Source organism: Pseudomonas sp. TYF_14 (assembly GCF_043105275.1).
Taxonomy (GTDB): Bacteria; Pseudomonadota; Gammaproteobacteria; order Pseudomonadales; family Pseudomonadaceae; genus Aquipseudomonas; species Aquipseudomonas alloputida.
The window spans coordinates 79,835-102,205 of sequence record NZ_JBICLK010000016.1; the positions used below are offsets into that span (position 1 = coordinate 79,835).

At 63.5% G+C, this 22,371-nt stretch carries 26 protein-coding genes and 1 riboswitch; of the genes, 12 read left to right on the top strand and 14 right to left on the bottom strand.

The window, feature by feature from the left end; genetic code table 11:
• Positions 1–8 precede the first annotated feature (8 nt).
• Positions 9–989, bottom strand: a complete 981-nt coding sequence (locus tag ACF8O8_RS04735) for a zeta toxin family protein (protein WP_049587186.1) — start codon at positions 987–989, stop codon at positions 9–11.
• Between the two features lie 149 nt (positions 990–1,138).
• A riboswitch (FMN riboswitch) is annotated at positions 1,139–1,280 on the top strand.
• A gap of 80 nt (positions 1,281–1,360) precedes the next feature.
• Between ACF8O8_RS04735 and ribB the strand changes: the two genes are divergently transcribed.
• From ribB to ACF8O8_RS04760, 5 genes are all read left to right on the top strand, one after another.
• The gene (gene ribB, locus ACF8O8_RS04740) at positions 1,361–2,011 is read left to right on the top strand and encodes a 3,4-dihydroxy-2-butanone-4-phosphate synthase (protein ID WP_010951811.1); all 651 of its coding nucleotides are present in this window, start codon (positions 1,361–1,363) and stop codon (positions 2,009–2,011) included.
• 165 nt (positions 2,012–2,176) lie between these two features.
• Positions 2,177–2,419, top strand: coding sequence for an exodeoxyribonuclease VII small subunit (locus ACF8O8_RS04745; RefSeq protein ID WP_003255380.1), 243 nt, complete (start codon positions 2,177–2,179; stop codon positions 2,417–2,419).
• Complete coding sequence (gene ispA / locus ACF8O8_RS04750) at positions 2,416–3,303, top strand: (2E,6E)-farnesyl diphosphate synthase (protein ID WP_010951810.1); 888 nt, start codon at positions 2,416–2,418, stop codon at positions 3,301–3,303. Before ACF8O8_RS04745 ends, ispA begins: the two co-directional genes overlap by 4 nt.
• 177 nt (positions 3,304–3,480) lie before the next feature.
• Positions 3,481–5,376, top strand: coding sequence for a 1-deoxy-D-xylulose-5-phosphate synthase (dxs, locus tag ACF8O8_RS04755; protein WP_010951809.1), 1,896 nt, complete (start codon positions 3,481–3,483; stop codon positions 5,374–5,376).
• A 347-nt stretch (positions 5,377–5,723) separates the two neighbouring features.
• Positions 5,724–7,595: a TonB-dependent receptor domain-containing protein gene (locus ACF8O8_RS04760; protein ID WP_392509319.1), complete on the top strand. Its 1,872-nt coding sequence runs from the start codon at positions 5,724–5,726 to the stop codon at positions 7,593–7,595.
• On the opposite strand, the gene ACF8O8_RS04765 is transcribed toward ACF8O8_RS04760, so the two are convergent.
• The 12 genes from ACF8O8_RS04765 to nrdR all read right to left on the bottom strand — a co-directional run bounded on the left by ACF8O8_RS04765 (position 7,573) and on the right by nrdR (position 16,326).
• Positions 7,573–8,385 (bottom strand): cobalamin-binding protein, encoded by an 813-nt coding sequence (locus ACF8O8_RS04765; RefSeq protein ID WP_010951806.1) that lies wholly within the window; start codon positions 8,383–8,385, stop codon positions 7,573–7,575. The two genes, ACF8O8_RS04760 and ACF8O8_RS04765, sit on opposite strands and share 23 nt — an antisense overlap.
• Positions 8,385–8,804 carry an MFS transporter gene (locus tag ACF8O8_RS04770; protein WP_392509320.1) on the bottom strand — a complete coding sequence of 140 codons (420 nt, stop codon included), beginning with the start codon at positions 8,802–8,804 and terminating at the stop codon, positions 8,385–8,387. Before ACF8O8_RS04770 ends, ACF8O8_RS04765 begins: the two co-directional genes overlap by 1 nt.
• The gene (ribA, locus tag ACF8O8_RS04775) at positions 8,801–9,418 is read right to left on the bottom strand and encodes a GTP cyclohydrolase II (protein WP_003255389.1); all 618 of its coding nucleotides are present in this window, start codon (positions 9,416–9,418) and stop codon (positions 8,801–8,803) included. Before ribA ends, ACF8O8_RS04770 begins: the two co-directional genes overlap by 4 nt.
• A gap of 180 nt (positions 9,419–9,598) precedes the next feature.
• Positions 9,599–10,342 carry an ABC transporter substrate-binding protein gene (locus ACF8O8_RS04780; RefSeq protein WP_010951804.1) on the bottom strand — a complete coding sequence of 248 codons (744 nt, stop codon included), beginning with the start codon at positions 10,340–10,342 and terminating at the stop codon, positions 9,599–9,601.
• 16 nt (positions 10,343–10,358) lie between these two features.
• Positions 10,359–10,862 carry a phosphatidylglycerophosphatase A gene (locus ACF8O8_RS04785; RefSeq protein ID WP_010951803.1) on the bottom strand — a complete coding sequence of 168 codons (504 nt, stop codon included), beginning with the start codon at positions 10,860–10,862 and terminating at the stop codon, positions 10,359–10,361.
• Positions 10,859–11,827 carry a thiamine-phosphate kinase gene (gene thiL, locus ACF8O8_RS04790; RefSeq protein WP_010951802.1) on the bottom strand — a complete coding sequence of 323 codons (969 nt, stop codon included), beginning with the start codon at positions 11,825–11,827 and terminating at the stop codon, positions 10,859–10,861. Before thiL ends, ACF8O8_RS04785 begins: the two co-directional genes overlap by 4 nt.
• An 18-nt stretch (positions 11,828–11,845) precedes the next feature.
• Positions 11,846–12,346 (bottom strand): transcription antitermination factor NusB, encoded by a 501-nt coding sequence (nusB, locus tag ACF8O8_RS04795; RefSeq protein ID WP_003255393.1) that lies wholly within the window; start codon positions 12,344–12,346, stop codon positions 11,846–11,848.
• Complete coding sequence (ribE, locus tag ACF8O8_RS04800; RefSeq protein ID WP_003255395.1) at positions 12,343–12,819, bottom strand: 6,7-dimethyl-8-ribityllumazine synthase; 477 nt, start codon at positions 12,817–12,819, stop codon at positions 12,343–12,345. The genes nusB and ribE overlap by 4 nt, the downstream gene beginning before the upstream one ends.
• Positions 12,820–12,910: 91 nt before the next feature.
• Positions 12,911–14,002: a bifunctional 3,4-dihydroxy-2-butanone-4-phosphate synthase/GTP cyclohydrolase II gene (ribBA, locus tag ACF8O8_RS04805; protein ID WP_003255398.1), complete on the bottom strand. Its 1,092-nt coding sequence runs from the start codon at positions 14,000–14,002 to the stop codon at positions 12,911–12,913.
• Positions 14,003–14,020: 18 nt separating this feature from the next.
• The gene (locus tag ACF8O8_RS04810) at positions 14,021–14,686 is read right to left on the bottom strand and encodes a riboflavin synthase (RefSeq protein ID WP_003255399.1); all 666 of its coding nucleotides are present in this window, start codon (positions 14,684–14,686) and stop codon (positions 14,021–14,023) included.
• Positions 14,687–14,728: 42 nt separating this feature from the next.
• Complete coding sequence (gene ribD, locus ACF8O8_RS04815) at positions 14,729–15,859, bottom strand: bifunctional diaminohydroxyphosphoribosylaminopyrimidine deaminase/5-amino-6-(5-phosphoribosylamino)uracil reductase RibD (RefSeq protein ID WP_049588007.1); 1,131 nt, start codon at positions 15,857–15,859, stop codon at positions 14,729–14,731.
• A 2-nt stretch (positions 15,860–15,861) separates the two neighbouring features.
• Complete coding sequence (gene nrdR / locus ACF8O8_RS04820; RefSeq protein WP_003255402.1) at positions 15,862–16,326, bottom strand: transcriptional regulator NrdR; 465 nt, start codon at positions 16,324–16,326, stop codon at positions 15,862–15,864.
• Between the two features lie 106 nt (positions 16,327–16,432).
• Here nrdR and ACF8O8_RS04825 point away from each other — a divergent pair, with 106 nt between their 5' ends.
• Genes ACF8O8_RS04825 through trxA form a run of 3 tightly spaced genes read left to right on the top strand, consistent with a single transcriptional unit; the run spans position 16,433 to position 18,443 of the window.
• Positions 16,433–16,879: a YbaY family lipoprotein gene (locus tag ACF8O8_RS04825; protein WP_020191400.1), complete on the top strand. Its 447-nt coding sequence runs from the start codon at positions 16,433–16,435 to the stop codon at positions 16,877–16,879.
• 3 nt (positions 16,880–16,882) lie between these two features.
• A complete protein-coding gene (locus tag ACF8O8_RS04830) occupies positions 16,883–17,539 on the top strand; it encodes a class I SAM-dependent methyltransferase (RefSeq protein ID WP_392509321.1) in 657 nt (218 codons plus the stop codon).
• A gap of 31 nt (positions 17,540–17,570) precedes the next feature.
• On the top strand, positions 17,571–18,443 hold the full coding sequence (trxA, locus tag ACF8O8_RS04835; RefSeq protein WP_010951799.1) for a thioredoxin: 873 nt from the start codon (positions 17,571–17,573) through the stop codon (positions 18,441–18,443).
• Positions 18,444–18,594: 151 nt separating this feature from the next.
• Here trxA and ACF8O8_RS04840 read toward each other — a convergent pair whose 3' ends face one another.
• On the bottom strand, positions 18,595–18,939 hold the full coding sequence (locus ACF8O8_RS04840; RefSeq protein WP_010951798.1) for a hypothetical protein: 345 nt from the start codon (positions 18,937–18,939) through the stop codon (positions 18,595–18,597).
• Between the two features lie 130 nt (positions 18,940–19,069).
• Here ACF8O8_RS04840 and ACF8O8_RS04845 point away from each other — a divergent pair, with 130 nt between their 5' ends.
• From ACF8O8_RS04845 to ACF8O8_RS04860, 4 genes are all read left to right on the top strand, one after another.
• A complete protein-coding gene (locus ACF8O8_RS04845; protein WP_392509322.1) occupies positions 19,070–19,651 on the top strand; it encodes a DUF2796 domain-containing protein in 582 nt (193 codons plus the stop codon).
• Positions 19,652–20,362 carry an ABC transporter ATP-binding protein gene (locus tag ACF8O8_RS04850; RefSeq protein ID WP_010951796.1) on the top strand — a complete coding sequence of 237 codons (711 nt, stop codon included), beginning with the start codon at positions 19,652–19,654 and terminating at the stop codon, positions 20,360–20,362.
• Positions 20,362–21,627 (top strand): FtsX-like permease family protein, encoded by a 1,266-nt coding sequence (locus tag ACF8O8_RS04855; protein WP_010951795.1) that lies wholly within the window; start codon positions 20,362–20,364, stop codon positions 21,625–21,627. The genes ACF8O8_RS04850 and ACF8O8_RS04855 overlap by 1 nt, the downstream gene beginning before the upstream one ends.
• Before the next feature lie 126 nt (positions 21,628–21,753).
• Entirely contained in the window at positions 21,754–22,266 is a 513-nt protein-coding gene (locus ACF8O8_RS04860; protein ID WP_020191397.1) for a DUF3299 domain-containing protein, read from the top strand.
• The last annotated feature ends 105 nt before the right edge of the window (positions 22,267–22,371 follow it).

Here is a 22,371-nt window from a genome sequence, read left to right on the forward strand (position 1 = left end):
TGTCCGACTCAAGGTTGCGCGTACTTGAGCACGTACAGGCACAGCTCGCGGTAGACATCCACAGGCAGCTGCGACATCAGCTTCTGAGCCTGGCCGAGGGTTTTGCAATTGAGTTCGGCCATCGTCCGACGGTGTTTCGAACCCAGCAGGCCGGCATGCACCACCTGCGCATACTGAATATAGGAACAGGGGAAATCGGCCTGGGGACTGCGCTGGACCTTGAAGTCGATCTTCAGGTCTGCCCCGCGGAAGAATTCCCTGCCCTGGTAGGTCTGCTGGGGCACGAGGCGCCCTTTTTCAGGACAGGTGCTGTGACAGACCGGCAGGCTATTCCTGTCCGTCTCCAGGCCACGTCGATAGATCACGATTTCGGAACCCGGTACCTCGATACAGGCGTTTTCGAAAGCATCGATGATGGACCTGCCATTGATTTGCGCCTCTTCGATCTGCGTCAGGCTGACCACACGCTCGAGCTCATGATTGCCAACACTGTTGACCACACGGTCCAGGGTCGACCAGTGGCTGAATTCTTTCTGACACGCAATCAGATGGACCTCGCTCTGATAGCCCTTCAGGGCGGCATCAGGTGGAAAATCAGCGAAATGAGGGCTGTCGAGCGCGGTCTCCATGATGATGTTGTATTTGTTTTCCATCGCATACGTGCAAATCATTGCCCCCAGGCGCCAGATGAACGGCTCGGTATGCTCATAGACATGCAGCACGCCTTTGTCTTCCATCGCCCGATAATGAGGGTGCAGTTCACGAAAATGGGTTTCGTAAAGGCGAACATAATTGTCGTAGCGCCCGCTCTTCAGCAGCGTTTTTTCCAGCAAGTACGTCTTACCCGAGCCTTGTGCACCAGCAATGATGAGCATTTTGGGCTTGAGCACGCCGTCGACGTAGTCGCGCTTCTTGTCGAACAAAGTGTCGACGACCTTTCTGAATGCGAGATGGAGATCGGTATCGGTAAAAGGATAGAGAGAGGACATGACGGTTCGTTTCCTTGGTTTGCCAATGTGACCGTCACGAAGGTAAGCGCTGCGGCAAGTGCAAAGGGGTAGATGGTTACTGCTGCAAGTCTCGCCGAAGGTAGTAGAACCGCGGGTTGCCACTGGGGTGGCACTGTGCTGTATGCTGGGTCGGTCTTCAGGGCGGGGTGTAAGTCCCCACCGGCGGTAAATCGAAAGATGAGCCCGCGAGCGCCCCGACCATGTCGGGGGTCAGCAGATCTGGTGCAACTCCAGAGCCGACGGTCATAGTCCGGATGAAAGAAGGCGTCATGCAGGGGCCATCCGGGCGCCCTTGCGCGCGCATTTTGTTCGCCCCGAGACGTTCATCGATCATTCACGAGGAGCGTTTCATGTTCACCCAGCACCACGCGCAATTCCCCAATGTTTCCGCCGCCATCGCCGCCTTCCAGGCCGGGCGCCCAGTACTGTTGCTCGACGATGACGACCGCGAGGACGAAGCGGACATCATTGCCGCCGCCGAGAACATTACGCTGCAGACCATGGCCATGATGATTCGCGATTGCAGCGGCATCGTCTGCCTGTGCCTGGACGAAGCCACCGTCGACGAACTGCAGCTGGCACCCATGGTGCAGAACAACCAGGCCCGCCACGGCACCGGTTTCACCGTCACCATCGAGGCGGCCGAAGGTATCACCACCGGGGTTAGCGCCCAGGACCGCATCACCACCATTGACGCAGCACTGCGTTCCAGCGCCGAACAGCGCCATATCGTCAGCCCGGGGCATGTTTTTCCGCTGCGCGCCCGCAATGGCGGGGTGCTGACACGCCGTGGGCATACCGAAGGTTCGGTGGACCTGGCGCGCCTGGCCGGCCTGCGCCCGGCAGCGGTCTTGTGCGAGCTGATGAATCCCGATGGCAGCATGGCCCGTGGTGAGCAGGTGGCGGTATATGCACGGCAGTACAATTTGCCGGTGCTGACCATCGAGGAGCTGGCGCGGTACCGTGAGGCAATGCTGGAACGGGAGGCAGAGCCGGCCTGATCCACCGAACCGGGACGCTTTGCGGTCCTTGTGCGAGCGGCCCTTTCGCGACACAGGGCCGCTCCTCCATCGGTCTGCATCAGCCGATGCAGCTGCCGGAAGTTTGCTCCCCCCGCCCCGCTCTGCTAGTGTCGCGCCGTTCTGAATGCCACCGAGACAGTCGCCATGGCCCGCAAAAAAGCCTCCCTCGATTTCGAGCAATCCCTCGCAGACCTGCAAGCACTGGTCGAGCGCCTGGAGAACGGCGAGTTGTCGCTGGAAGAGTCGCTGGCCGCCTTTGAACAAGGCATCGCCCTGACCCGTGACTGCCAGGGCGCCCTGGCCCAGGCCGAACAGAAGGTGCAAATTCTGCTGGAGCGCGACGGCGAACTGGCTGCCCAACCCTTCGACGCGGAGCCGGAAGCATGATTGGCACCTACCAGGCCAGTTGCCAGGCGCGCGTCGACGCAGCCCTCGAACCGCTGTTCATCGCCCCGAGCAAAGAGCTGGAACGCCTTTACGCCGCCATGCGCTACAGCGTGATGAACGGCGGCAAACGCGTGCGCCCGTTGCTGGCCTACGCGGCCTGCGAAGCCTTGGGCGCCCCGGCCGAACAGGCCAACGGTGCAGCCTGCGCGGTCGAGCTGATCCATGCTTACTCGCTGGTGCATGACGACCTCCCGGCCATGGACGACGACGACCTGCGTCGCGGCCAGCCGACCACCCACAAGGCGTTTGACGAAGCGTGCGCCATCCTTGCTGGCGACGGTTTGCAGAGCCTGGCTTTCAGTGCCCTGCTCGACCCTTGCCTGAGCCCTCAGATCGACAGCATTCGCCTGGCCATGGTTCAGGTGCTGGCCAAAGCTGCCGGCCCGGCCGGCATGGTTGGCGGCCAGGCCATCGATCTCGGTTCGGTGGGCCAGAAGCTGGACCAGCAGGCGCTGGAGTTCATGCACCGGCACAAGACCGGCGCGCTGATCGAAGCCAGCGTACGCCTCGGCGCCCTGGCAAGTGCCCGTGCCGAACCGGTGCAGCTGGATGCCCTGCAAACTTATGCACAGGCCATTGGCCTGGCATTCCAGGTGCAGGACGACATCCTCGACGTGGAAAGCGACACTGCTACCTTGGGCAAACGCCAAGGTGCAGACATAGCGCGTGACAAACCGACCTACCCGGCCCTGCTGGGCCTGGAAGCCGCCAAAGCCTATGCAATCGAACTGCGCGACCAGGCGCTGGCCGCACTGCAAGGGTTCGGCGAAAAGGCCGAGCCGCTGCGGGCCTTGGCGCGTTATATTGTCGAACGCCGTAACTAAACAGCTTCACCTATCCCTGTAGGATCGGGTTTACCCGCGAATGCGATCTTGAATTTGCCGACGCATTCGCGGGTAAACCCGATCCTACAGGGGGCCGCGTAACCTGTGGTCGAATGGGCACTTTTCCCACAATGGGGTAAACTGCCGCGTCTTCACACACCTATAACGACTCGCCTGATGCCCACGACGTTTCAAGAGATCCCCCGCGAACGCCCGGTCACGCCGTTGCTCGACCGCGCTGACACGCCTGCCGGCCTGCGCCGGTTGGCCGAAGCCGACCTGGAAACGCTGGCCGACGAACTGCGCCAGGAATTGCTCTACACCGTTGGGCAGACCGGTGGGCATTTTGGTGCCGGTCTGGGCGTCATCGAGCTGACCATCGCCCTGCACTACGTGTTCGACACCCCGGACGACCGGTTGGTGTGGGACGTGGGGCACCAGGCCTACCCGCACAAGATCCTCACCGGGCGCCGTAACCGCATGCTCAGCCTGCGCCAGAAGGACGGTATCGCGGCCTTCCCGCGCCGCAGCGAAAGCGAGTACGACACCTTTGGCGTTGGCCACTCCAGCACCTCGATCAGCGCCGCGCTGGGCATGGCCATTGCTGCCCGCTTGCAGAACAGCGCACGCAAGTCGATCGCGGTGATCGGTGATGGCGCGCTGACCGCCGGCATGGCATTCGAGGCGTTGAACCACGCCCAGGAAGTCAATGCCGACATGCTGGTGATCCTCAACGACAACGACATGTCGATTTCGCGCAATGTCGGCGGCCTGTCCAACTACCTGGCCAAGATCCTCTCCAGCCGCACCTACGCGAGCATGCGCGAAGGCAGCAAGAAAGTGCTGTCGCGGTTGCCAGGCGCCTGGGAAATTGCCCGTCGCACCGAGGAATACGCCAAGGGCATGCTGGTGCCAGGCACGCTGTTCGAAGAGCTGGGCTGGAACTACATCGGCCCGATCGACGGCCACGACCTGCCCACCATGATCGCCACCCTGCGCAACATGCGTGACCTGAAAGGCCCGCAGTTCCTGCATGTGGTGACCAAGAAGGGCAAAGGCTTCGCCCCTGCCGAGATTGACCCGATCGGCTACCACGCCATCACCAAGCTGGAGCCGGCCGACAAGCCCGCCGCGCCGAAGAAAGCCAGCGGCCCGAAATACTCCGCGGTGTTCGGCCAGTGGCTGTGCGACATGGCCGCCGCCGACAACCGCCTGGTGGGCATTACCCCGGCAATGAAGGAAGGCTCGGACCTGGTCGACTTCAGCGAGCGCTACCCTGAGCGCTACTTTGACGTTGCGATCGCAGAGCAGCATGCCGTGACCTTGGCGGCCGGCATGGCCTGCGAGGGCAGCAAGCCGGTGGTGGCGATCTACTCCACCTTCCTGCAGCGTGCCTACGACCAGCTGATCCACGACGTGGCGGTGCAGAACCTCGACGTGCTGTTCGCCATCGATCGCGCCGGCCTGGTCGGCGAGGACGGCCCGACCCACGCCGGCAGCTACGACCTGTCGTACCTGCGCTGCATCCCGGGCATGCTGGTGATGACCCCCAGCGACGAGAACGAACTGCGCAAGATGCTCAGCACCGGCCACCTGTACAACGGCCCGGCCGCTGTACGGTACCCGCGTGGTACCGGCCCGAATGCGCCGATCAGCGGAGACCTGCAACCACTGGAGATCGGCAAGGGCGTGGTCCGCCGCCAGGGCGAAAAAGTGGCCCTGCTGGTGTTCGGCGTACAACTGGCCGAGGCCATGCAAGTGGCCGAACAGATCAACGCCACGGTGGTCGACATGCGCTTCGTCAAGCCGCTGGACGAGGCGCTGGTGCTAGAGCTGGCAGGCAGCCATGAGCTGCTGGTAACCATCGAAGAGAACGCCATCATGGGTGGCGCGGGCGCTGCGGTGGGTGAGTTCCTTGCCAGCCAGGCAGTGCTCAAGCCGCTTCTGCACCTGGGGCTGCCGGATATCTATGTCGAGCATGCCAAGCCTGCGCAAATGCTGGCTGAGTGCGGGCTGGATGCGGCCGGGATCGAGGCTTCGGTGAAGGCCCGCATGGCCAGGCTCGGGCTCTAGGGCCCTTTCGCGGGTGAACCCGCTCCTACGACGGCCTGCGCCCGATCACCGACGTGTGCCCACTGTAGGAGCGGGTTTACCCGCGAATAAGGTAGCGGCGGCAACGGTGAGCGACTGGTGAAAATTGGCCAGCAGGCCCGGCCCTTTCGCGGGTGAACCCGCTCCTACGACGGCCTGCGCCCGATCACCGACGTGTGCCCACTGTAGGAGCGGGTTTACCCGCGAATACGGTAGCGGCGGCAACGGTGAACGACTGGTGAGAAATGGCCAGCAGGCCCGGCCCTTTCGCGGGTAAACCCGCTCCTACGGGGACAGCACAGTGCTGTGGAAACCCTTTGGAACTGCCCATGAAAAAATTAGCCTGTACCACGATTCTCTGTGCCCCTACATTCCTTCTGGCCGCTGAGCGCGACGACGCCCTCAAACTCCCCGACGTGCTGATCAGCGCCAGCCGCCAGGTCGAATCGCGTACCGCCACCAGTGCAGCCAACACGGTTTTCACCCGCACCGACATCGACCGCCTGCAACCCTCCAGCGTCACCGACTTGCTCTCCCGCGTGCCGGGCGTGCAAGTGGCACCTACCGGTGGCCGTGGCAGCCTGCCGGGCATCTTTATCCGAGGCACCAAAGCCGCGCAAAGCCTGGTGCTGGTCGATGGCGTGCGCATCGCCAATGCCACTTCGGGCGACAGCGGCCTGCAGTTTCTGGACATCGACCAGATCGAGCGCATCGAAGTCCTGCGCGGCTCGCGCTCAGCGGTATACGGAAGCGATGCCATTGGCGGGGTGATCCAGATCTTCACCCGACGCAGCAATGGCCCCGGCCTGCAGCCACGCCTGCGCATGGCCGCCGGCAGCAACCAGACATTCCAACGCAGCCTGGGGCTTTCTGGCGGCAACGACTCGACCCGCTTCAACCTTGGCGCCAGCCTGGATGAAACTGCCGGTATCGACTCGACCGGGCCATCCTTCGCCAGCGATGGTGACCACGACGCCTACCGCAACAAGGCGTTGAACCTAAGCCTGAGCCACACCTTCAGTGAGCGCTTCGAGGCCGGCTTGAACCTGCTCGACAGCCGTGGTCGCAGCGAGTACGACAACCCGTTCGGCGGCTTCGACCCCGTCACCTTCGAGAGCTTCGGTCAACAACCCTACACCGACTTCAGCGTCAGCAGCCTGGGCAGCTACGTTGACGTTCAGGTCACCGAAAACTGGCACTCACGCCTTGAACTGGCACATAGCGAGAACCGGGACGACAAACGCGACAAGCTCAGCGCTGAGCGCTTCGTGTTCAACACCTATCGCGATCAGGCTACCTGGCAGAACGACCTGGCCCTCGGCGAACGCAACACCGTACTGATCGGTGGCGACTGGTACGAAGACCGCGTACACGGCACTACCGACTTCACTGAGGACAGCCGCTGGAACCGTGCCGTGTTCGCCCAGCACCGCTACCGGGGCGAGCAGTTTTCCACTGAGCTGGGGGTGCGCCATGACCGCAACCAGCAGTTTGGTGGCCAGACCACCTGGAGCGGCAGCCTGACCGTACCGCTGAACGCGAACAACGATGTGCTGCTGTCCTACAGCGAAGGCTTCCGCGCGCCAACGTTCAACGACCTGTATTACCCACAGTTCAGCAACCCGAACCTGGACCCAGAGCACTCCAGAAGCTACGAGCTGCAATGGCGCAGCCAGCTGACTGCAGAGAGTCGGCTGGAGACTTCGCTGTACCGCACCGACCTGCGCGACGCGATCATCTTTGGCCAGGACTCGATACCCCGTAACGTCGCCGCGGCACGAATCAATGGTGTGGAAATGGCGCTGGCGCAGCAGTGGGGCGCCTGGCACAGCCAGCTTGGCCTGGCGCTGATCGACCCACGCGACCGCGACACTGGCCACACTCTCGCCCGCCGCGCCCGCCGCACCTTGAGCCTGGACCTGGACCGAGAGTTCGGGCGTTTCAGCGTGGGTGCCAGCTGGCAGGCGGTCAGCAGCAGTTATGACGATGAGGCCAACCGCAACCGCATCGGTGGCTATGGTCTGCTGGGTTTGCGCAGCAGTTGGGCGGCTAGCGACGAACTGAAACTCGAAGCCAAGCTCGATAACCTGCTGGACCGCAGCTACAGCCGCGCCCTTTACAGCTATGAGGGTGCGTATCACCCTTACCGCGAAGAGGGCCGCACTGTGCTCTTGAGCATCACCTGGACACCGGCGCTTTAGCGTCCAGCAACGCACACAAGCGGGCGGTGGCTTCGATCATCTGCCCGCTGGGGCGCTCCAGCCCTTTGTCCGGCACCACCAGCAGACGCCCATCAGCCACCGCCCGAATCTGCGGCCAGGCCTTCCAGCTGGCCAGTTGCGCCTCATCAGCGGCCAGGATGACCTGCGGATTACGCAGCAGCACGGACTCTACATTCACCTGTGGCGCCGGCTGGCCAAGGTCGGCGAACACATTGCGCGCCCCGCACACGGCCAGGGCGTCGGTCACCACCTGGCGGCCACCGAGCGTGTACAACGGCCGATCCCAGACTTGATAAAACACCTGCAAGGGTTCGTCACGCCGATACTGCTGGCGCAGCTGCTGCAGCCGCTCACGCAGGGCTCGCGCGTATGAATGACCCTGCTTGGCACGCCCGACACGCTCGGCAATGGCCTCGATCTGCTCGATCAGCTGGCTGATGTCATGGGGTTCGGCGCTGAAGGTGGCGATACCCAGGCGCTTGAGTTGGTCGCGCTGGGCCGGCGGCACACTGCCTGGCCACAGCAGCAACAGGTCGGGGCGCAGGCTGAGCAGGCGCTCCATGTCCAGTTGCCCTTGGCGCCCGACCGAAGGCAAGTGGCGCAGTGCAGCCGGCCGTTCGCCGCCATCGAGCACGCCCACCAGCAGGTCGTCGGCCTGCAGCTCAAGCATGATCTCGCTCATCGAGGGGGCCAGACTGACGACACGTAGCGGTTCTGCAGCCAGTACGGTGCAGGCGAACAACGCCAGCAGGCCAGGTAGCAGTCGCATCAACCCAGCTGGCGCGGAATGCGATAGAGGTACAGCACTACAACGGTAGACACTGCGAGGAGGATCTGCGGCACTGCCTCCAGGCCGACCAGCACCGACAATGCGGCGACCCAAGCCGGGAAGCAGGCATATAGCATGGCCATGCGCCGCACCCGCGCCAGTTCGATCCAGGCAGTGGCTTCTTCGCCCGTACCGAGCACCTTTGAGGTGGCAATAAGTGCGCGCTTGTAGGCACCGAAACGCGGCAGGCTGAGGAACATGGTGGCCGCACCGGCGATGAACAGTGGCATGGCCAACACCGGGATCAGTTCATCACCGCCCCCAAAGGCCCAAGCCATGACTGGCAGCGGCATCAGGCCCACCGCCAGGTACTGCCACCAGGCCAGCGCCAGGCGCCGCTTGACCTCGGCGCGGGTCACGCCTGGGGCACCTCGCCCTGGTGTTCGTTGCCCAGCATGTGGCCCAACTTGCCGGCCTTGGTCGCCAGGTAGTAGCGGTTGTGCGGGTTATGCCCGGTGTGCAGCGGCACACGCTCGGCAACCACGATGTTCATGTCGGTCAGGGCTTTGACCTTGCGCGGATTGTTGGTCATCAGGCGCAGCGACTTGACGCCCAGGTGCTCGAGCATCGGCAGGCATATGGCGTAGTCACGCTGGTCGGCAGCGAAGCCCAGGCGCTCGTTGGCTTCGACGGTGTCGGCGCCGCCATCCTGCAGCTCGTAGGCGCGGATCTTGTTCAGCAGGCCGATGCCACGGCCTTCCTGACGCAGGTACAACAACACCCCACGGCCTTCGCGGGCGATGGCCTGCAGCGCGGCTTCCAACTGCGAGCCGCAGTCACAGCGCTGGCTGAACAGTGCATCGCCGGTCAGGCACTCGGAATGCAGGCGCCCCAGTACCGGCTGGCCGTCCGCGATATCACCCAGGCTGAGCACCACATGCTCACGGCCTGTGGCTTCGTCGAGAAAGCCATGCATGGTGAAGGTCGCGAAGGGCGTCGGGAGTTTTGAGGCGGCAACAAAGACGACGGGCACGTTGTGCTCCTGGAGTAAGTAGGAAATTTCTCGTGGGCCGATTGTATCAGCAGGTTGGGGAATGTGGGCTGGCTGTATACAGTGGCTTAAGATCGAAAAGTTCGATACTTATTAAAAGCCATCGCTCAACCCCAAGCCCGCAGCCCAAGAGGGCCGCGATATACCTTGGTGTATTCGGCTTCAGTGTGGGTGACTGTCCGCGCTGAACGGATAGGGCTGTTTCCAGTGCTCGAAAATCGGCTTCAGTTCGCCGCTACGTATCAGCTCCTTCATGCGCTTGTCGAACAGCTCGCACAGAGCCTTGGCCTGGTCGTTACGGGCAAAGGCCAGGTACAACGGCAACTCGGCCACATGGGTACGGCGGAAACGCTCCGGGTGAGAGGTTTGCCCGAGCACGTAGTCGACCTCGGTCAGTGCGTCGATGTAGTAGTCCACCCGGTCATGTTCGAGCATCGGCAGAATGCCCTCGCGACGCTGGATTTCGCGGAATTCGCGCACATTGGGCAAGTAGCTGCCGTAATCGTAACCACGCACCCAGGCCAACCGGTACTTGCCGATGGTCTCTAGGGTAGGCACAGGTTTGCTGGCCAGCCCCAGGGCATAGATATGGTCCATGTCGAAGTGCCAGCGCGGGTACAGGTTGTCGTCGTTCTCTTCCTTGTACGAGCCAACCCAGGCATCAGCCTCGCCGCGCTTGACCAGGCCAACCGCCCGGCTGTAGGGCGCGCTCTGGGTAACCACCTTGACTCCGGCCGGCTCGAACACTTTGCGCAGCACATCCCAGGCCACCCCGGTACCGTCGGCGTTGGTGTAGTCGAGCCACTCCTCGCTAACCAGATGGATCTGTTTCGGCATGCCCTCGGCAGCCGTCACCCACGGGGCAATACTCAGCAGCATTGCCAGCAGTACAGTCCTTAAGGCCATTCACGCACTCCCTGTTTCAGGCAACCGCCCACACCAGAACCTGCATGCCCAGCCAGGCAAACACACCGGCCAGGATATCGTCGAGCATGATGCCGACGCCCCCGTGCACATGGCGGTCGATCCAGCGAATCGGCCACGGTTTGAGGATGTCGAAGAAGCGGAACATCAGGAACCCTGCCAACAGCCACTGCCAGCCCTCCGGCACCAGCCAGAGGGTGATCCACATGCCGACAATCTCGTCCCAGACAATGCCTTCATGGTCGTGTACGCGCAAATCATTGGCAACTTTGCCGCACAACCAGAAGCCAAACAGCATGCTCACGCCGAGTAACAACCAGTAGCCCCAGTCGGGCAGCAGCTGCCACAAGGGGATGAACGGTATGGCGACCAGCGAGCCCCAGGTACCCGGGGCCTTGGGCAGAGTGCCGGAACCGAAGCCAAAGGCGATGAAGTGCCACGGATTGCGCCAGACCGAAGGCGGAACGAACTCCGCAGGCACCTGGTTGGGGTGATCGGTCACGGTCTCTCCCTAAAGTGTTGATAGCCCCGCTGGACGGGGGTTATGTCCTGGCCCTGTGAGTCGCGCAAGGTCACACCCTGCCCTTCGAGCACACGACCAATGATATGTACCTCGATGCAACCGAGGCCAGCCAGGGGCGCCAGCGCTTCGGGCGGCAAGGTGAAGGCCAGTACATAGTCGTCGCCACCGGTGAGTGCTGCCTGCAACGCCGCTTCGCGCCCGAGGAATGCCTCTAAGGCAGGAGACACTGGCACCTGCGCCAGGTTCACCTCCAGCGCCACGCCGGAGGCCTTGGCGATATGCCCGCAGTCAGCGAGCAGGCCATCGGAAATGTCCAGGGCCGCAGTGGCCTTGCCACGCAGCAGAGCCCCGAGGGTGAGCTGCGGCATCGGTGACCAGTAATGAGCCAGCAGCGGCTCGGCCTGCGCGGCAGGCGCCTCGCGCTCACCCAGCACCAGCGGCAAGGCACCGGCGGCCTTGCCCAGCGAACCACCGACACACAACAGATCACCCGGCCTTGCACCGCTGCGGCGCAAGGCCTGGCCAGCCGGCACGCGGCCGAACACGGTCACGGTGATGCTCAACGGGCCGCGCGTGGTGTCACCACCGATCAGGCTCATGCGGCAACGGTGGGCCATGCGACCAAGGCCGTCGGCATAGGCCGCCAGCCAGTCAGGGCCAACGTCAGGCAGGGTCAGTGCGAGGGTGAAGCCGATTGCAGTCGCGCCCATGGCTGCCAGGTCACTGGCCGCCACAGCCAACGAACGCTGGCCAAGCAGCAACGGATCGCAAACAGCAGGAAAGTGCACCCCGGCGACCAGGGTGTCGGTCGACACCGCCAGTTGCTCACCGGGGGGAAGGTCCAGCAGGGCGCAGTCGTCGCCGATACCCAGCGCCACGCCCTCGCCGCCCTGCGCACAGGGCGCTGCGGCGAAGTAATGGTTGATCAGCTCGAACTCACCCATGGCCAGGCAGCGCCAGGATCAGCGCTTGTTCGCCTTGACTTCTGCTTCACGCAGCGCAGGTGCGAGCTTGTCCAGTACGCCGTTGACGAACTTGTGGCCGTCAGTGGCGCCGAAGACCTTGGCCAGTTCCACACCTTCGTTGATCACGACGCGGTAAGGCACGTCGACGCGTTTGATCAGCTCCCAGGTGGACAGGCGCAGCACAGCCAGCTCGACTGGGTCGAGCTCTTCCAGTGCGATGGTCATGCAAGGCACCAGCGCTTTGTCGATTTCGCCCTTGATTGCCGGGACCCCATGCAGGATCTCGCGGAAATAGGCACCGTCGACATCGGTGAAATCGTTATCCACCCGGAATTGCGCTTCGATCTCGTTCAGCGAATGCTGGGCCATGTGCCACTGGTAGAGGGCCTGGGTCGCGAGCTTGCGGGCTTCGCGGCGCTTGGCGCTCTTGGAGGGCTTGCCGGCATCCGCAGGTTTTGGATCGCGCGGGTTGAAACGATCGCTTTCGTCGCTAATCACTTGGCCTCCAACTGCGCCAGCAGGCTGACCATTTCCAGTGCGGACAGGGCAGCTTCAGCACCTTTGTTACCGGCTTTGGTGCCAGAACGCTCGATGGCTTGCTCGATGGAGTCGACGGTCAGTACGCCGAAGGCCACCGGAACACCGAACTCCATGGACACCTGGGCCAGGCCCTTGGTGCACTCGCCCGCCACGTATTCGAAGTGCGGGGTACCGCCACGGATCACGGCGCCCAGGGCGATGATCGCGTCGTAGGCGCCTTGCTGGGCGACCTTCTGTGCCACCAGCGGGATCTCGAATGCACCCGGGGCACGGATGATGGTGATGTCGCTTTCGCTGACACCGTGGCGTACCAGGGCATCAACGGCACCGCTTACCAGGCTTTCGACAACGAAGCTGTTGAAGCGGCCAACCACCAAAGCATAGCGACCTTTGGGGGCGATGAAGGTACCTTCGATGGTCTTCAGGGTCATTCCGATATTCTCATCTTCAAGAGCGAGGCCGCATACAAGCGGCCTCGACAGGGGTCTGGACTCGAGCAGAGGGCGTCAATGCCGCCTCAAGTCACTCGGAGGGCACGTATTCTACAACTTCCAGATCGAATCCGGATATCGCGTTGAACTTCATCGGCGAACTCATCAGGCGCATCTTGCGCACACCGAGGTCACGCAGGATCTGCGAACCGGCACCCACAGTGCTGTAGGTGGTCGGTGCCTTGGCCGGCGCATCGCCCGCGCTTTCGCGGATGTGCGCCAGCAGCACGTCGCCGTCCAGCGGGTGCCCCAGCAGCAACACCACACCACTGCCGGCCTCGGCCACTGCGGCCATGGCCGCGCGCAGGCTCCAGCGGCCTGGCTGCTTGACCAGCAGCAGGTCGCGCAGCGGGTCCATGTTGTGCACGCGCACCAGGGTCGGTTCTTCCGCGCAGATCTTGCCCAGGGTCAAGGCCATGTGCACGTCGCCTTCGACCGCATCACGGTAGGTGACCAGGTTGAACTCACCCAGCTCGCTCTCCACCGATTGCTCGGAAACACGCTGCACGGTGCGCTCGTGGATCATGCGGTAGTGGATCAGGTCGGCAATGGTGCCGATCTTCAGGCCGTGCTCGGCGGCGAACACTTCCAGTTCGGCGCGGCGCGACATGGTGCCGTCGTCGTTCATCACTTCGCAGATCACGCCGCTTGGCTCGAAACCGGCCATGCGCGCCAGGTCACAGGCGGCTTCGGTGTGGCCGGCACGCGCCAGCGTACCGCCTGGCTGGGCCATCAGCGGGAAGATGTGACCAGGGCTGACAATGTCTTCGGCCTTGGCGTCCTTGGCAGCAGCAGCCTGCACAGTGCGTGCGCGGTCGGCGGCGGAAATACCGGTGGTGACGCCCTCGGCGGCCTCGATCGACACGGTGAACTTGGTGCCGAAGCCCGAGCCGTTGCGCGGCGCCATCAACGGCAGCTTCAGCGTTTCGCAACGCTCGCGGGTCATCGGCATGCAGATCAGGCCACGGGCGTGCTTGGCCATGAAGTTGATGTGCTCCGGCTGGCAGCATTCGGCCGCCATGATGATGTCGCCTTCGTTCTCGCGATCTTCGTCATCCATCAGGATGACCATTTTGCCCTGGCGGATGTCTTCGACCAGTTCTTCGATGCTGTTGAGCGCCACGCGGCACCCCCTTCTCAATCAGGATTTCAAGAAGCCATTGGCGGCCAGGAAGCTTTCGGTAATGCCACTGCCCTTGCTCGGTTCGGCGGCCTTGTCACCCAGCAGCAAGCGCTCCAGGTAACGGGCCAGCAGGTCGACCTCAAGGTTTACCCGACGCCCTGCACGGTAATCGGCCATGATGGTTTCGGACAGAGTGTGCGGGACAATGGTCAGCTCGAATTCGGCGCCATTGACCTCATTGACCGTCAGGCTGGTGCCGTCGACGGTGATCGAACCCTTGTGGGCGATGTACTTGGCCAGTTCCTTCGGTGCACGCACGCGGAACTGGATGGCGCGGGCGTTATCGCTGCGCGAAATGATTTCGCCAACCCCGTCGACGTGGCCGCTGACCAGGTGCCCGCCCAGGCGGGTAGTGGGGGTCAGGGCTTTTTCCAGGTTGACCTTGCTGCCGCTCTTGAGGTCGATGAAGGCGGTGCGCTTGAGGGTTTCGACGCTGACATCGGCCCAGAAGCCGTCGCCCGGCAGTTCTACGGCCGTGAGGCATACACCGTTGACGGCGATGCTGTCGCCGAGCTTGACGTCCCCCAGGTCGAGCTTGCCGGTTTCTACGTAGACGCGCACGTCACCACCCTTGGGGGTCAGGCTGCGGATGGTGCCAATGGATTCGATGATGCCGGTGAACATGGGGTCTTCCTCAAAAACGGTTTGCGCGGGGCAAGCCCGGCATTATACGCCGGGCGCTGGCAGGGGGATGGCCGTGACCCGCCAGTCATCGCCCACTGCGCGCATTTCGGTAATTTTCAGCCGTGGTGCTTCGCTCATCTTGTCCATCGGCCAGTCCAGTAGCGGCCGGGCCTGGGAGCCGAGGAAGGTGCCAGCGACGAACAGCTGGTATTCGTCGACCAGGCCTTGCCGTGCGAAGGCACCGACCAGGCCGGCACCGGCTTCCAGCAGGATTTCGTTGACGCCGCGGGCGGCCAGGGCGTGAAGCAGCGCCCCCAGGTCGACCTGGCCATTGTCGCCCGGCAAGCTGAGCAATTCGTGGCCGGCAGCGGCATAGCGCGGGTCATCTGCGACAGCAGTCACCACCAGAGCCGGGCCGGCCTGGAAGAACGGCGCCGCCAGGGGCAGGCGCAGACGGCCATCGACCAGCACCCGCAAGGGTGTGCGGCTAAGAGCCAGGGCAGTAGTTTCGGCATCCAGGCCCAGCTCGGCACCACGCACGGTCATGCGTGCGTTGTCTGCCAGCACGCTGGCGGCGCTGGTCAGCACCACGCTGGAGCGGGCGCGCAAGCGCTGCACGGCTGAGCGGGCGGCCGGGCCGGTGATCCACTGGCTTTCACCACTGGCCATGGCGGTGCGGCCGTCCAGGCTCATGGCCAGCTTGGCGCGAACGAACGGCAGGCCGTGCTCCATACGCTTGAGGAAGCCTGGGTTGAGGGCGCGGGCCTCGGCTTCGAGCACCCCGCTGGCCACTTCGATTCCGGCTTCGGCCAGGCGCCGCAGGCCCTGTCCCGCCACTTGCGGGTTAGGGTCCTGCATGGCTGCGACTACACGCGCCACACCGGCCTTGACCAGCGCTTCGGCACACGGCGGCGTACGGCCATGGTGGCTGCATGGTTCCAGGGTGACATAGGCACAAGCACCCCGGGCAAGTTCACCGGCCTGACGCAGGGCATGCACTTCGGCATGGGGCTCGCCGGCGCGCACGTGCCAGCCTTCGCCAACCACTTCGCCATCACGCACGATCACGCAGCCTACGCGCGGGTTCGGGTGGGTGGTGTACAGGCCTTTACGCGCCAGCTCCAGCGCACGGGCCATGTAGTGGGCGTCAAGGATGGCGGCTTGGCTGGGCATGTTCACTCTTTAGCTGGCTCACGGGCCAGGCGGTCGATTTCTTCGCGGAACTCGTCGAGGTCCTGGAAGCGCCGGTACACCGAGGCAAAGCGGATATAGGCCACTTCATCGAGTTTGCGCAACTCGGCCATGACCATTTCACCGACCACCAGCGATTTGACTTCGCGCTCGCCCGTGGCACGCAGCCGGCTCTTGATGTGCGCCAGCGCAGCTTCCAGGCGCTCGACGCTGACCGGACGCTTTTCCAGGGCCCGTTGCATGCCAGCGCGCAGCTTTTCTTCGTCGAAGGGCTGGCGCGTGCCGTCCTGCTTGATCAGCCGGGGCAGCACCAGCTCGGCGGTTTCGAAGGTGGTGAAGCGCTCGCCGCAGGCCACGCATTCACGGCGGCGGCGCACCTGCTCGCCCTCGGCGACGAGGCGAGAGTCGATGACCTTGGTGTCGTTGGCACCGCAAAAGGGACAGTGCATGGTGGCAGGCAACAAAAAAAGGGAGGGCCATGGTAGCGCATTGCACTGGCAAGACAAGCCAAAGGGGTTAACATCCATGGGAAATATGCCCGTGAAGGACTCCCCCATGCACTACCGAGCGCTCGTCGTGCTGTGCTGCGCCGCTTTGCTTGCCGCCTGCGGCAGCGACAGGCCAAAGACCGACAACCCGGCGCCCGCGCCAGCCCCCTCGGCCAAGGCCGAAGTACCGGGCCCGTTGCCGGCCTACCAGCGCGAGCTGAGCGGCACCTTGCTGGAAATCCCGGCGGGTGCCGAGGTGGAACTGGCCTTGCTGGTGATCGACGAACGCGACCGCCCGCAGCGCCTGCTGGCCAGCAGCAACCTGACCGGTACCGGCCAGGCGCTGCCCTACCACCTGCGTTTCAACCCCGAAGCCTTCCCGCCCGGTGCCCGGGTCGAACTGCGTGGCCGCGCCAGCAACTCCGGCCAGCTGATCATGCACCTGCCCCCGGTGCGCATTACCCAGGCACAAACCCAGGCCACCGGCCCGCTGCGTTTCGAAAAGGCGCCTTAAGTGATGCCGCTGGCCCTGCAACAGGCCCTCAGCGGCCTGATCGGCGAAGCACGCCTGATCGTCAGCGAACTGCCCGACTGTGACCTGAAGCTATGGCTGATCGACGATCAGAACATGGATCGCGCCTTCAGCAGCGAAGAAACCCAGCGCATTCTTGAAGAACCTCCCTATTGGAGCTTCTGCTGGGCCAGTGGGCTGGCAATGGCCCGCTACCTGGCCGAACGCCCGGAATGGGTGGCAGGCAAGCGCGTGCTGGACTTTGGCGCCGGCTCTGGTATCGCCGGCATTGCTGCTGCACGCGCCGGTGCACGGGAAGTGGTGGCCTGCGACCTCGACCCGCTGGCCCTCGCTGCCTGCCGTGCGAATGCAGCACTGAACGGGGTGACACTAAGCTACAGCAGCGATTTTTTTGCCGAGGAAGACCGTTTCGACCTGATCCTGGTTGCCGATGTGCTGTACGACCGCGCCAACCTGCCGCTGCTGGATGCCTTCCTGAGCCGCGGTCGGCAGGCCTTGGTGGCCGACTCGCGGGTACGCGACTTTAGCCACCCGTTGTACCAGCAATTGGGCGTGCTCGAAGCACTGACCCTGCCGGACCTGGCCGAGCCACACGAATTCCGCCGGGTCAGCCTGTACCACGCCAGCCGCGACACCTTATAGTGGAGCCATACACGAGTTTGCGAGAGTCGCGATGACCCAAGACACGCCTTACATTTTCGACGCCACCGATACCAACTTCCAGCAACTGGTGATCGAGAACTCCTTCCACAAGCCGGTGCTGGTGGACTTCTGGGCCGAGTGGTGCGCGCCGTGCAAGGCGCTGATGCCTTTGCTGGCAAAGATTGCCGAGGGTTACCAGGGCGAACTGCTGCTGGCCAAGATCAACTGCGACGTGGAGCAACAGGTGGTTGCCCAGTTCGGCATCCGTAGCCTGCCGACAGTGGTGCTGTTCAAGGACGGCCAGCCGGTGGACGGTTTTGCCGGGGCACAACCGGAATCGGCGATCCGCGCCATGCTCGAGCCGCATGTACAAATGCCCGCCGCGCCCACCGCCGCGCCACTGGAGCAGGCAAAGGCACTGTTTGCCGAAAGCCGTTTTGCCGAAACCGAAACGCTGCTACAGGCGCTGCTGGGTGAGGACAACAGCAATGCCGAGGCGCTGATCCTGTATGCCCGCTGCCTGGCCGAGCGTGGCGAGCTGGGCGAAGCGCAAGTGGTGCTGGATGCAGTCAAGACTGACGAACACAAAGCTGCGCTGGCCGGTGCCAAGGCCCAGCTGACCTTCCTGCGCCAGGCTGCCAGCCTGCCGGAAGTGGCTGACCTTAAAAGCCGTCTGGCGCAGAACCCGCAAGACGACGAGGCGGCTTATCAGCTGAGCATTCAGCAACTGGCTCGCCAGCAGTACGAGGCGGCGCTGGAAGGTCTGCTGAAGCTGTTCCAGCGTAACCGTGGCTACGAGAACGGGCTGCCGCAGAAGGCGCTGTTGCAGGTGTTCGAGTTGCTGGGTGGCGATCACCCGCTGGTTGGTGTTTATCGTCGCAAGCTGTCGGCGGCGATGTTCTGAGTGACCTTGAAGCCTGCGCTGGACCTGTTGGAGCGGGCATGCCCGCGAAGGAACCAACACAGTGGATGGCACCGGCTCTGCCGGTGTTCGCGGGTAAACCCGCTCCTACGGGTGACCGCGCAGGCGTTTCAATTTTCAAGCAAGACAGCGCTCACCCTACCCAGTGATAAACGGGCGCATCCACGCCACTCTCCACCTTGACCTCACTGCTGTGCCGCAAGCGCACCAGCAGCCGCTTGCCCGCCGCCGTACTCCCTGCCAGCCCTTCCAGGCGGTCCAGCAATTCCGGCCCGCTCATCTGTCCTGCCAGACGCAACACATCACGCGCCGCAGCCCACTGAGCGTCATTTTGGCGCGGCCCGGCCACCGCAGCGGTCGCCGCAGCCTGGGCTACCACCGGCACCTCGGTCTGTCGCCCCAGTTGCGCCCACTCTTCAGGCGTAAGCTCGATGGTCAGGTCCACCGGCCAGTCACCAATCTGTCCACGAATTCTCATGATGCATTCCTTGAACCCACGTCAATGCAGCCATGCTACCGCAACATGAAAGATGCGCCACGCAGGCTGGCGGCGCGCCGAAATCTTGTTATAACATAACCCGATCTTTCAGCCCGCTCCGGAGTCGTCCATGCGTCGCCTGCTGCTCGCCCTGCCCTTCGCTTTGCTGCCACTGGCCGTGGCCCATGCTCACGATGACCATGATCATGACCACGCCCACGGCTCCCTCGGCGCCCACGAGCATGGCGTAGCCAAGCTCAACGCAGTACTCGATGGCAATACCCTGGAACTGGAGCTGGACAGCCCGGCAATGAACCTGGTCGGCTTCGAGCATGCCGCCAGCAGCGATGCCGACAAGGCCAAAGTCGCCGCTGTGCGCCAGCAGCTTGAACAACCCCTGAAGCTGTTCGGCCTTTCTGCTGCCGCGGACTGCAAGGAAGAGCAGCAGGCGCTGGAAAGCCCTCTGTTCGGTGACGCAGCGAAGGCCGACGACGATGGTGACGAGCACGAACATGAACACGACCATCAGCACAGCGACATCGGCGCCCACTATCAGCTGACTTGCGCCAACCCCGACAAACTCACACAGCTGGACCTGGCGCCGCTGTTCAAGGCCTTCCCCGCCACCCAGAAAATCAACGTGCAACTGATCGGCCCCAATGGCCAGAAAGGCGTGGAAACCACGCCAACCAAGGCAGCGGTCGCCTTCTGAATGAACCAGCCGTTGATCGATCTGCATGACCTGGTGTTCGCCTGGCCAGGTCACCCGCCGCTGCTGGATATTCCGGCATTGCGCCTGGACGCTGGTGAAGCACTGTTCCTCAAGGGCCCCAGCGGCAGTGGCAAGACGACCTTGCTGGGCCTGCTGGGCGGGGTGAACGTGCCGGTCCAGGGCCGCATCCAGTTGCTCGGTCAGGACCTCGGCAGCCTGAGCCAGGGCGCCCGCGACCGCTTTCGGGTCGATCACACAGGGTATATCTTCCAGCAGTTCAACCTGCTGCCGTTCCTCTCGGTACGTGAAAACGTCGAACTGCCCTGCCGCTTCTCGCGCAGCCGCAAGGCACGCGCCGAGCAGCGCCATGGCAGTGTTGACCAGGCGGCCAGCACGCTGCTGACCCACCTGGGCCTGGGCGACCCTGCCATGCTCGCCCGCCGCGCCGACAGCCTGTCGATCGGCCAGCAGCAGCGGGTCGCCGCCGCCCGTGCACTGATCGGCCAGCCTGAACTGGTGATCGCCGACGAACCGACCTCGGCACTGGATGCGGACACGCGCGAAGCATTCATCCGCCTGCTGTTCGATGAGTGCCGCGCCGCCGGTGCCAGCCTGCTGTTCGTCAGCCACGACCAGAGCCTGGCGCCGCTGTTCGACCGCCACCTGTCGCTTGCCGAACTGAACCGCGCCGCCAAGCCCCGGGAGGCCTGATGTACCTGCTCCGCCTTGCCTTGGCCAGCCTGGCCAACCGCCGATTCACTGCGTTTCTGACCGCCTTTGCCATTGCCCTGTCGGTGTGCCTGCTGCTGGCTGTTGAGCGGGTCCGTACCGAAGCCCGTGCCAGCTTCGCCAGCACCATCAGCGGCACCGACCTGATAGTCGGTGCACGCTCCGGCTCGGTGAACCTGCTGCTGTATTCGGTGTTCCGCATTGGCAACGCGACCAATAACATCCGCTGGGACAGCTTCCAGCACTATGCACAGGACCCACGGGTGAAGTGGGCAATCCCGATCTCGCTGGGCGACTCGCACCGCGGCTACAGAGTGATGGGCACCACCACGGATTACTTCAGCCATTATCAGTACGGCCGCCGCCAGCATCTGCAACTGAGCCAGGGGCGTGAGTTTGCCAACGACCCGTTCGAGGTAGTGCTCGGCGCTGAAGTGGCCGAGGCATTGCACTACAAGCTGGGTGACAAGCTGGTGCTGGCCCACGGCGTGGCCGCAATCAGTCTGGTCAAGCACGACGACAAGCCGTTTACCGTGGTCGGCGTACTCAAGCGCACCGGCACCCCCGTCGACCGCACCCTGCATATCAGCCTGGGCGGAATGGAGGCGATCCATATCGACTGGCACAACGGCGTACCCGCCCGTGGCGCCGGGCGCATCAGCGCCGAACAGGCCCGTACCATGGACCTGCAACCTGCCGCCATCACTGCGTTCATGCTTGGCCTGAACAGCAAGATCGCAACCTTCAGTTTGCAGCGAGAGATCAACGAGTACCGCAGCGAGCCGTTGCTGGCGATCCTACCTGGGGTCGCCCTGCAGGAACTGTGGAGCCTGATGGGCACTGCGGAACAGGCATTGTTCGTGGTGTCGCTATTCGTGGTGCTGACCGGTTTGATCGGCATGCTCACGGCGATTCTCACCAGCCTCAACGAACGCCGCCGGGAAATGGCGATCTTGCGTTCGGTCGGGGCCCGGCCTTGGCATATTGCGGGGTTGCTGGTACTGGAAGCACTGTCACTGGCCTCGGTCGGGATCGTGGCCGGGCTTGGCTTGCTATATGCGGGTATCGCCCTGGCACAGGGATATGTGCAGGCCAACTATGGTTTGTACTTGCCACTGGCTCTGCCGAGTACCCATGAATGGACCTTGCTGGCTATCATCCTGGGGGCCGCGTTGCTGATGGGCAGCGTGCCGGCGTGGCGGGCTTACCGGCAATCGCTGGCTGACGGCCTGTCCATACACCTCTGAGTGCGCGTAATGATCAAACACCTCACCGCCTGCTTCGCGGGCACGCCCGCTCCCACAGGGAGCCCCGCAGGCTTTGGAGCTTGTGCAGTACCTGTGGGAGCGGGCATGCCCGCGAAGAGGCCGGCAATGCACATGCTGCTGGCCTTGCTGTTGCTGGTAGCGATGCCTCTATGGGCCGCCGAACCCAAGGAGCTGGACTGGCCCGCACTGATCCCTGAAGGTGCCCCGGTCATCCCGCCACAACTGGCGCCGCTGCACGACATGTCACAGCTCAGCAACGCGCTGTCTGCCGAGTCCGCACCTCCCGCGCGCCAGCAGGCGCCCGACGCGCCAGTGGTAAAAAGCCTCGACGGCCAACAGGTCAAACTTCCCGGCTACATCGTGCCACTGGAGGTCAGCGAAGAAGGCCGCACCACCGAATTCCTGCTGGTCCCTTACTATGGCGCGTGCATCCACGTGCCGCCGCCACCGCCGAACCAGATCGTGCATATTTTCAGCGAGATGGGCGTGCGCGTCGAAGACCTCTACCAGCCCTACTGGATAGAGGGAAAGATGCAGGTCAAAGCTTCCAGCAGCGAGCTGGCCGACGCCGGCTACCAGATGGAAGCCGAGAAAATCTACGCTTATGAGCTGAGATGAGAACTGTTTCGAATTCGTGAAGACGCTTCGTTGAGCTGGGTCAAACTTTCCGTTTAACCAGCTCCGTACCATTGGACTACTCGATTAATAACGTCCTTTGGGAGC

Coding starts and splice junctions, on each gene's coding strand:
- ACF8O8_RS04735 (WP_049587186.1), bottom strand. CDS start 989: ATGTCCTCTCTCTATCCTTTTACCGATACCGATCTCCATCTCGCATTC.
- ribB (WP_010951811.1), top strand. CDS start 1,361: ATGTTCACCCAGCACCACGCGCAATTCCCCAATGTTTCCGCCGCCATC.
- ACF8O8_RS04745 (WP_003255380.1), top strand. CDS start 2,177: ATGGCCCGCAAAAAAGCCTCCCTCGATTTCGAGCAATCCCTCGCAGAC.
- ispA (WP_010951810.1), top strand. CDS start 2,416: ATGATTGGCACCTACCAGGCCAGTTGCCAGGCGCGCGTCGACGCAGCC.
- dxs (WP_010951809.1), top strand. CDS start 3,481: ATGCCCACGACGTTTCAAGAGATCCCCCGCGAACGCCCGGTCACGCCG.
- ACF8O8_RS04760 (WP_392509319.1), top strand. CDS start 5,724: ATGAAAAAATTAGCCTGTACCACGATTCTCTGTGCCCCTACATTCCTT.
- ACF8O8_RS04765 (WP_010951806.1), bottom strand. CDS start 8,385: ATGCGACTGCTACCTGGCCTGCTGGCGTTGTTCGCCTGCACCGTACTG.
- ACF8O8_RS04780 (WP_010951804.1), bottom strand. CDS start 10,342: ATGGCCTTAAGGACTGTACTGCTGGCAATGCTGCTGAGTATTGCCCCG.
- thiL (WP_010951802.1), bottom strand. CDS start 11,827: ATGGGTGAGTTCGAGCTGATCAACCATTACTTCGCCGCAGCGCCCTGT.
- ribE (WP_003255395.1), bottom strand. CDS start 12,819: ATGACCCTGAAGACCATCGAAGGTACCTTCATCGCCCCCAAAGGTCGC.
- ACF8O8_RS04810 (WP_003255399.1), bottom strand. CDS start 14,686: ATGTTCACCGGCATCATCGAATCCATTGGCACCATCCGCAGCCTGACC.
- ribD (WP_049588007.1), bottom strand. CDS start 15,859: ATGCCCAGCCAAGCCGCCATCCTTGACGCCCACTACATGGCCCGTGCG.
- nrdR (WP_003255402.1), bottom strand. CDS start 16,326: ATGCACTGTCCCTTTTGCGGTGCCAACGACACCAAGGTCATCGACTCT.
- ACF8O8_RS04825 (WP_020191400.1), top strand. CDS start 16,433: ATGCACTACCGAGCGCTCGTCGTGCTGTGCTGCGCCGCTTTGCTTGCC.
- ACF8O8_RS04830 (WP_392509321.1), top strand. CDS start 16,883: ATGCCGCTGGCCCTGCAACAGGCCCTCAGCGGCCTGATCGGCGAAGCA.
- trxA (WP_010951799.1), top strand. CDS start 17,571: ATGACCCAAGACACGCCTTACATTTTCGACGCCACCGATACCAACTTC.
- ACF8O8_RS04840 (WP_010951798.1), bottom strand. CDS start 18,939: ATGAGAATTCGTGGACAGATTGGTGACTGGCCGGTGGACCTGACCATC.
- ACF8O8_RS04845 (WP_392509322.1), top strand. CDS start 19,070: ATGCGTCGCCTGCTGCTCGCCCTGCCCTTCGCTTTGCTGCCACTGGCC.
- ACF8O8_RS04850 (WP_010951796.1), top strand. CDS start 19,652: ATGAACCAGCCGTTGATCGATCTGCATGACCTGGTGTTCGCCTGGCCA.
- ACF8O8_RS04855 (WP_010951795.1), top strand. CDS start 20,362: ATGTACCTGCTCCGCCTTGCCTTGGCCAGCCTGGCCAACCGCCGATTC.
- ACF8O8_RS04860 (WP_020191397.1), top strand. CDS start 21,754: ATGCACATGCTGCTGGCCTTGCTGTTGCTGGTAGCGATGCCTCTATGG.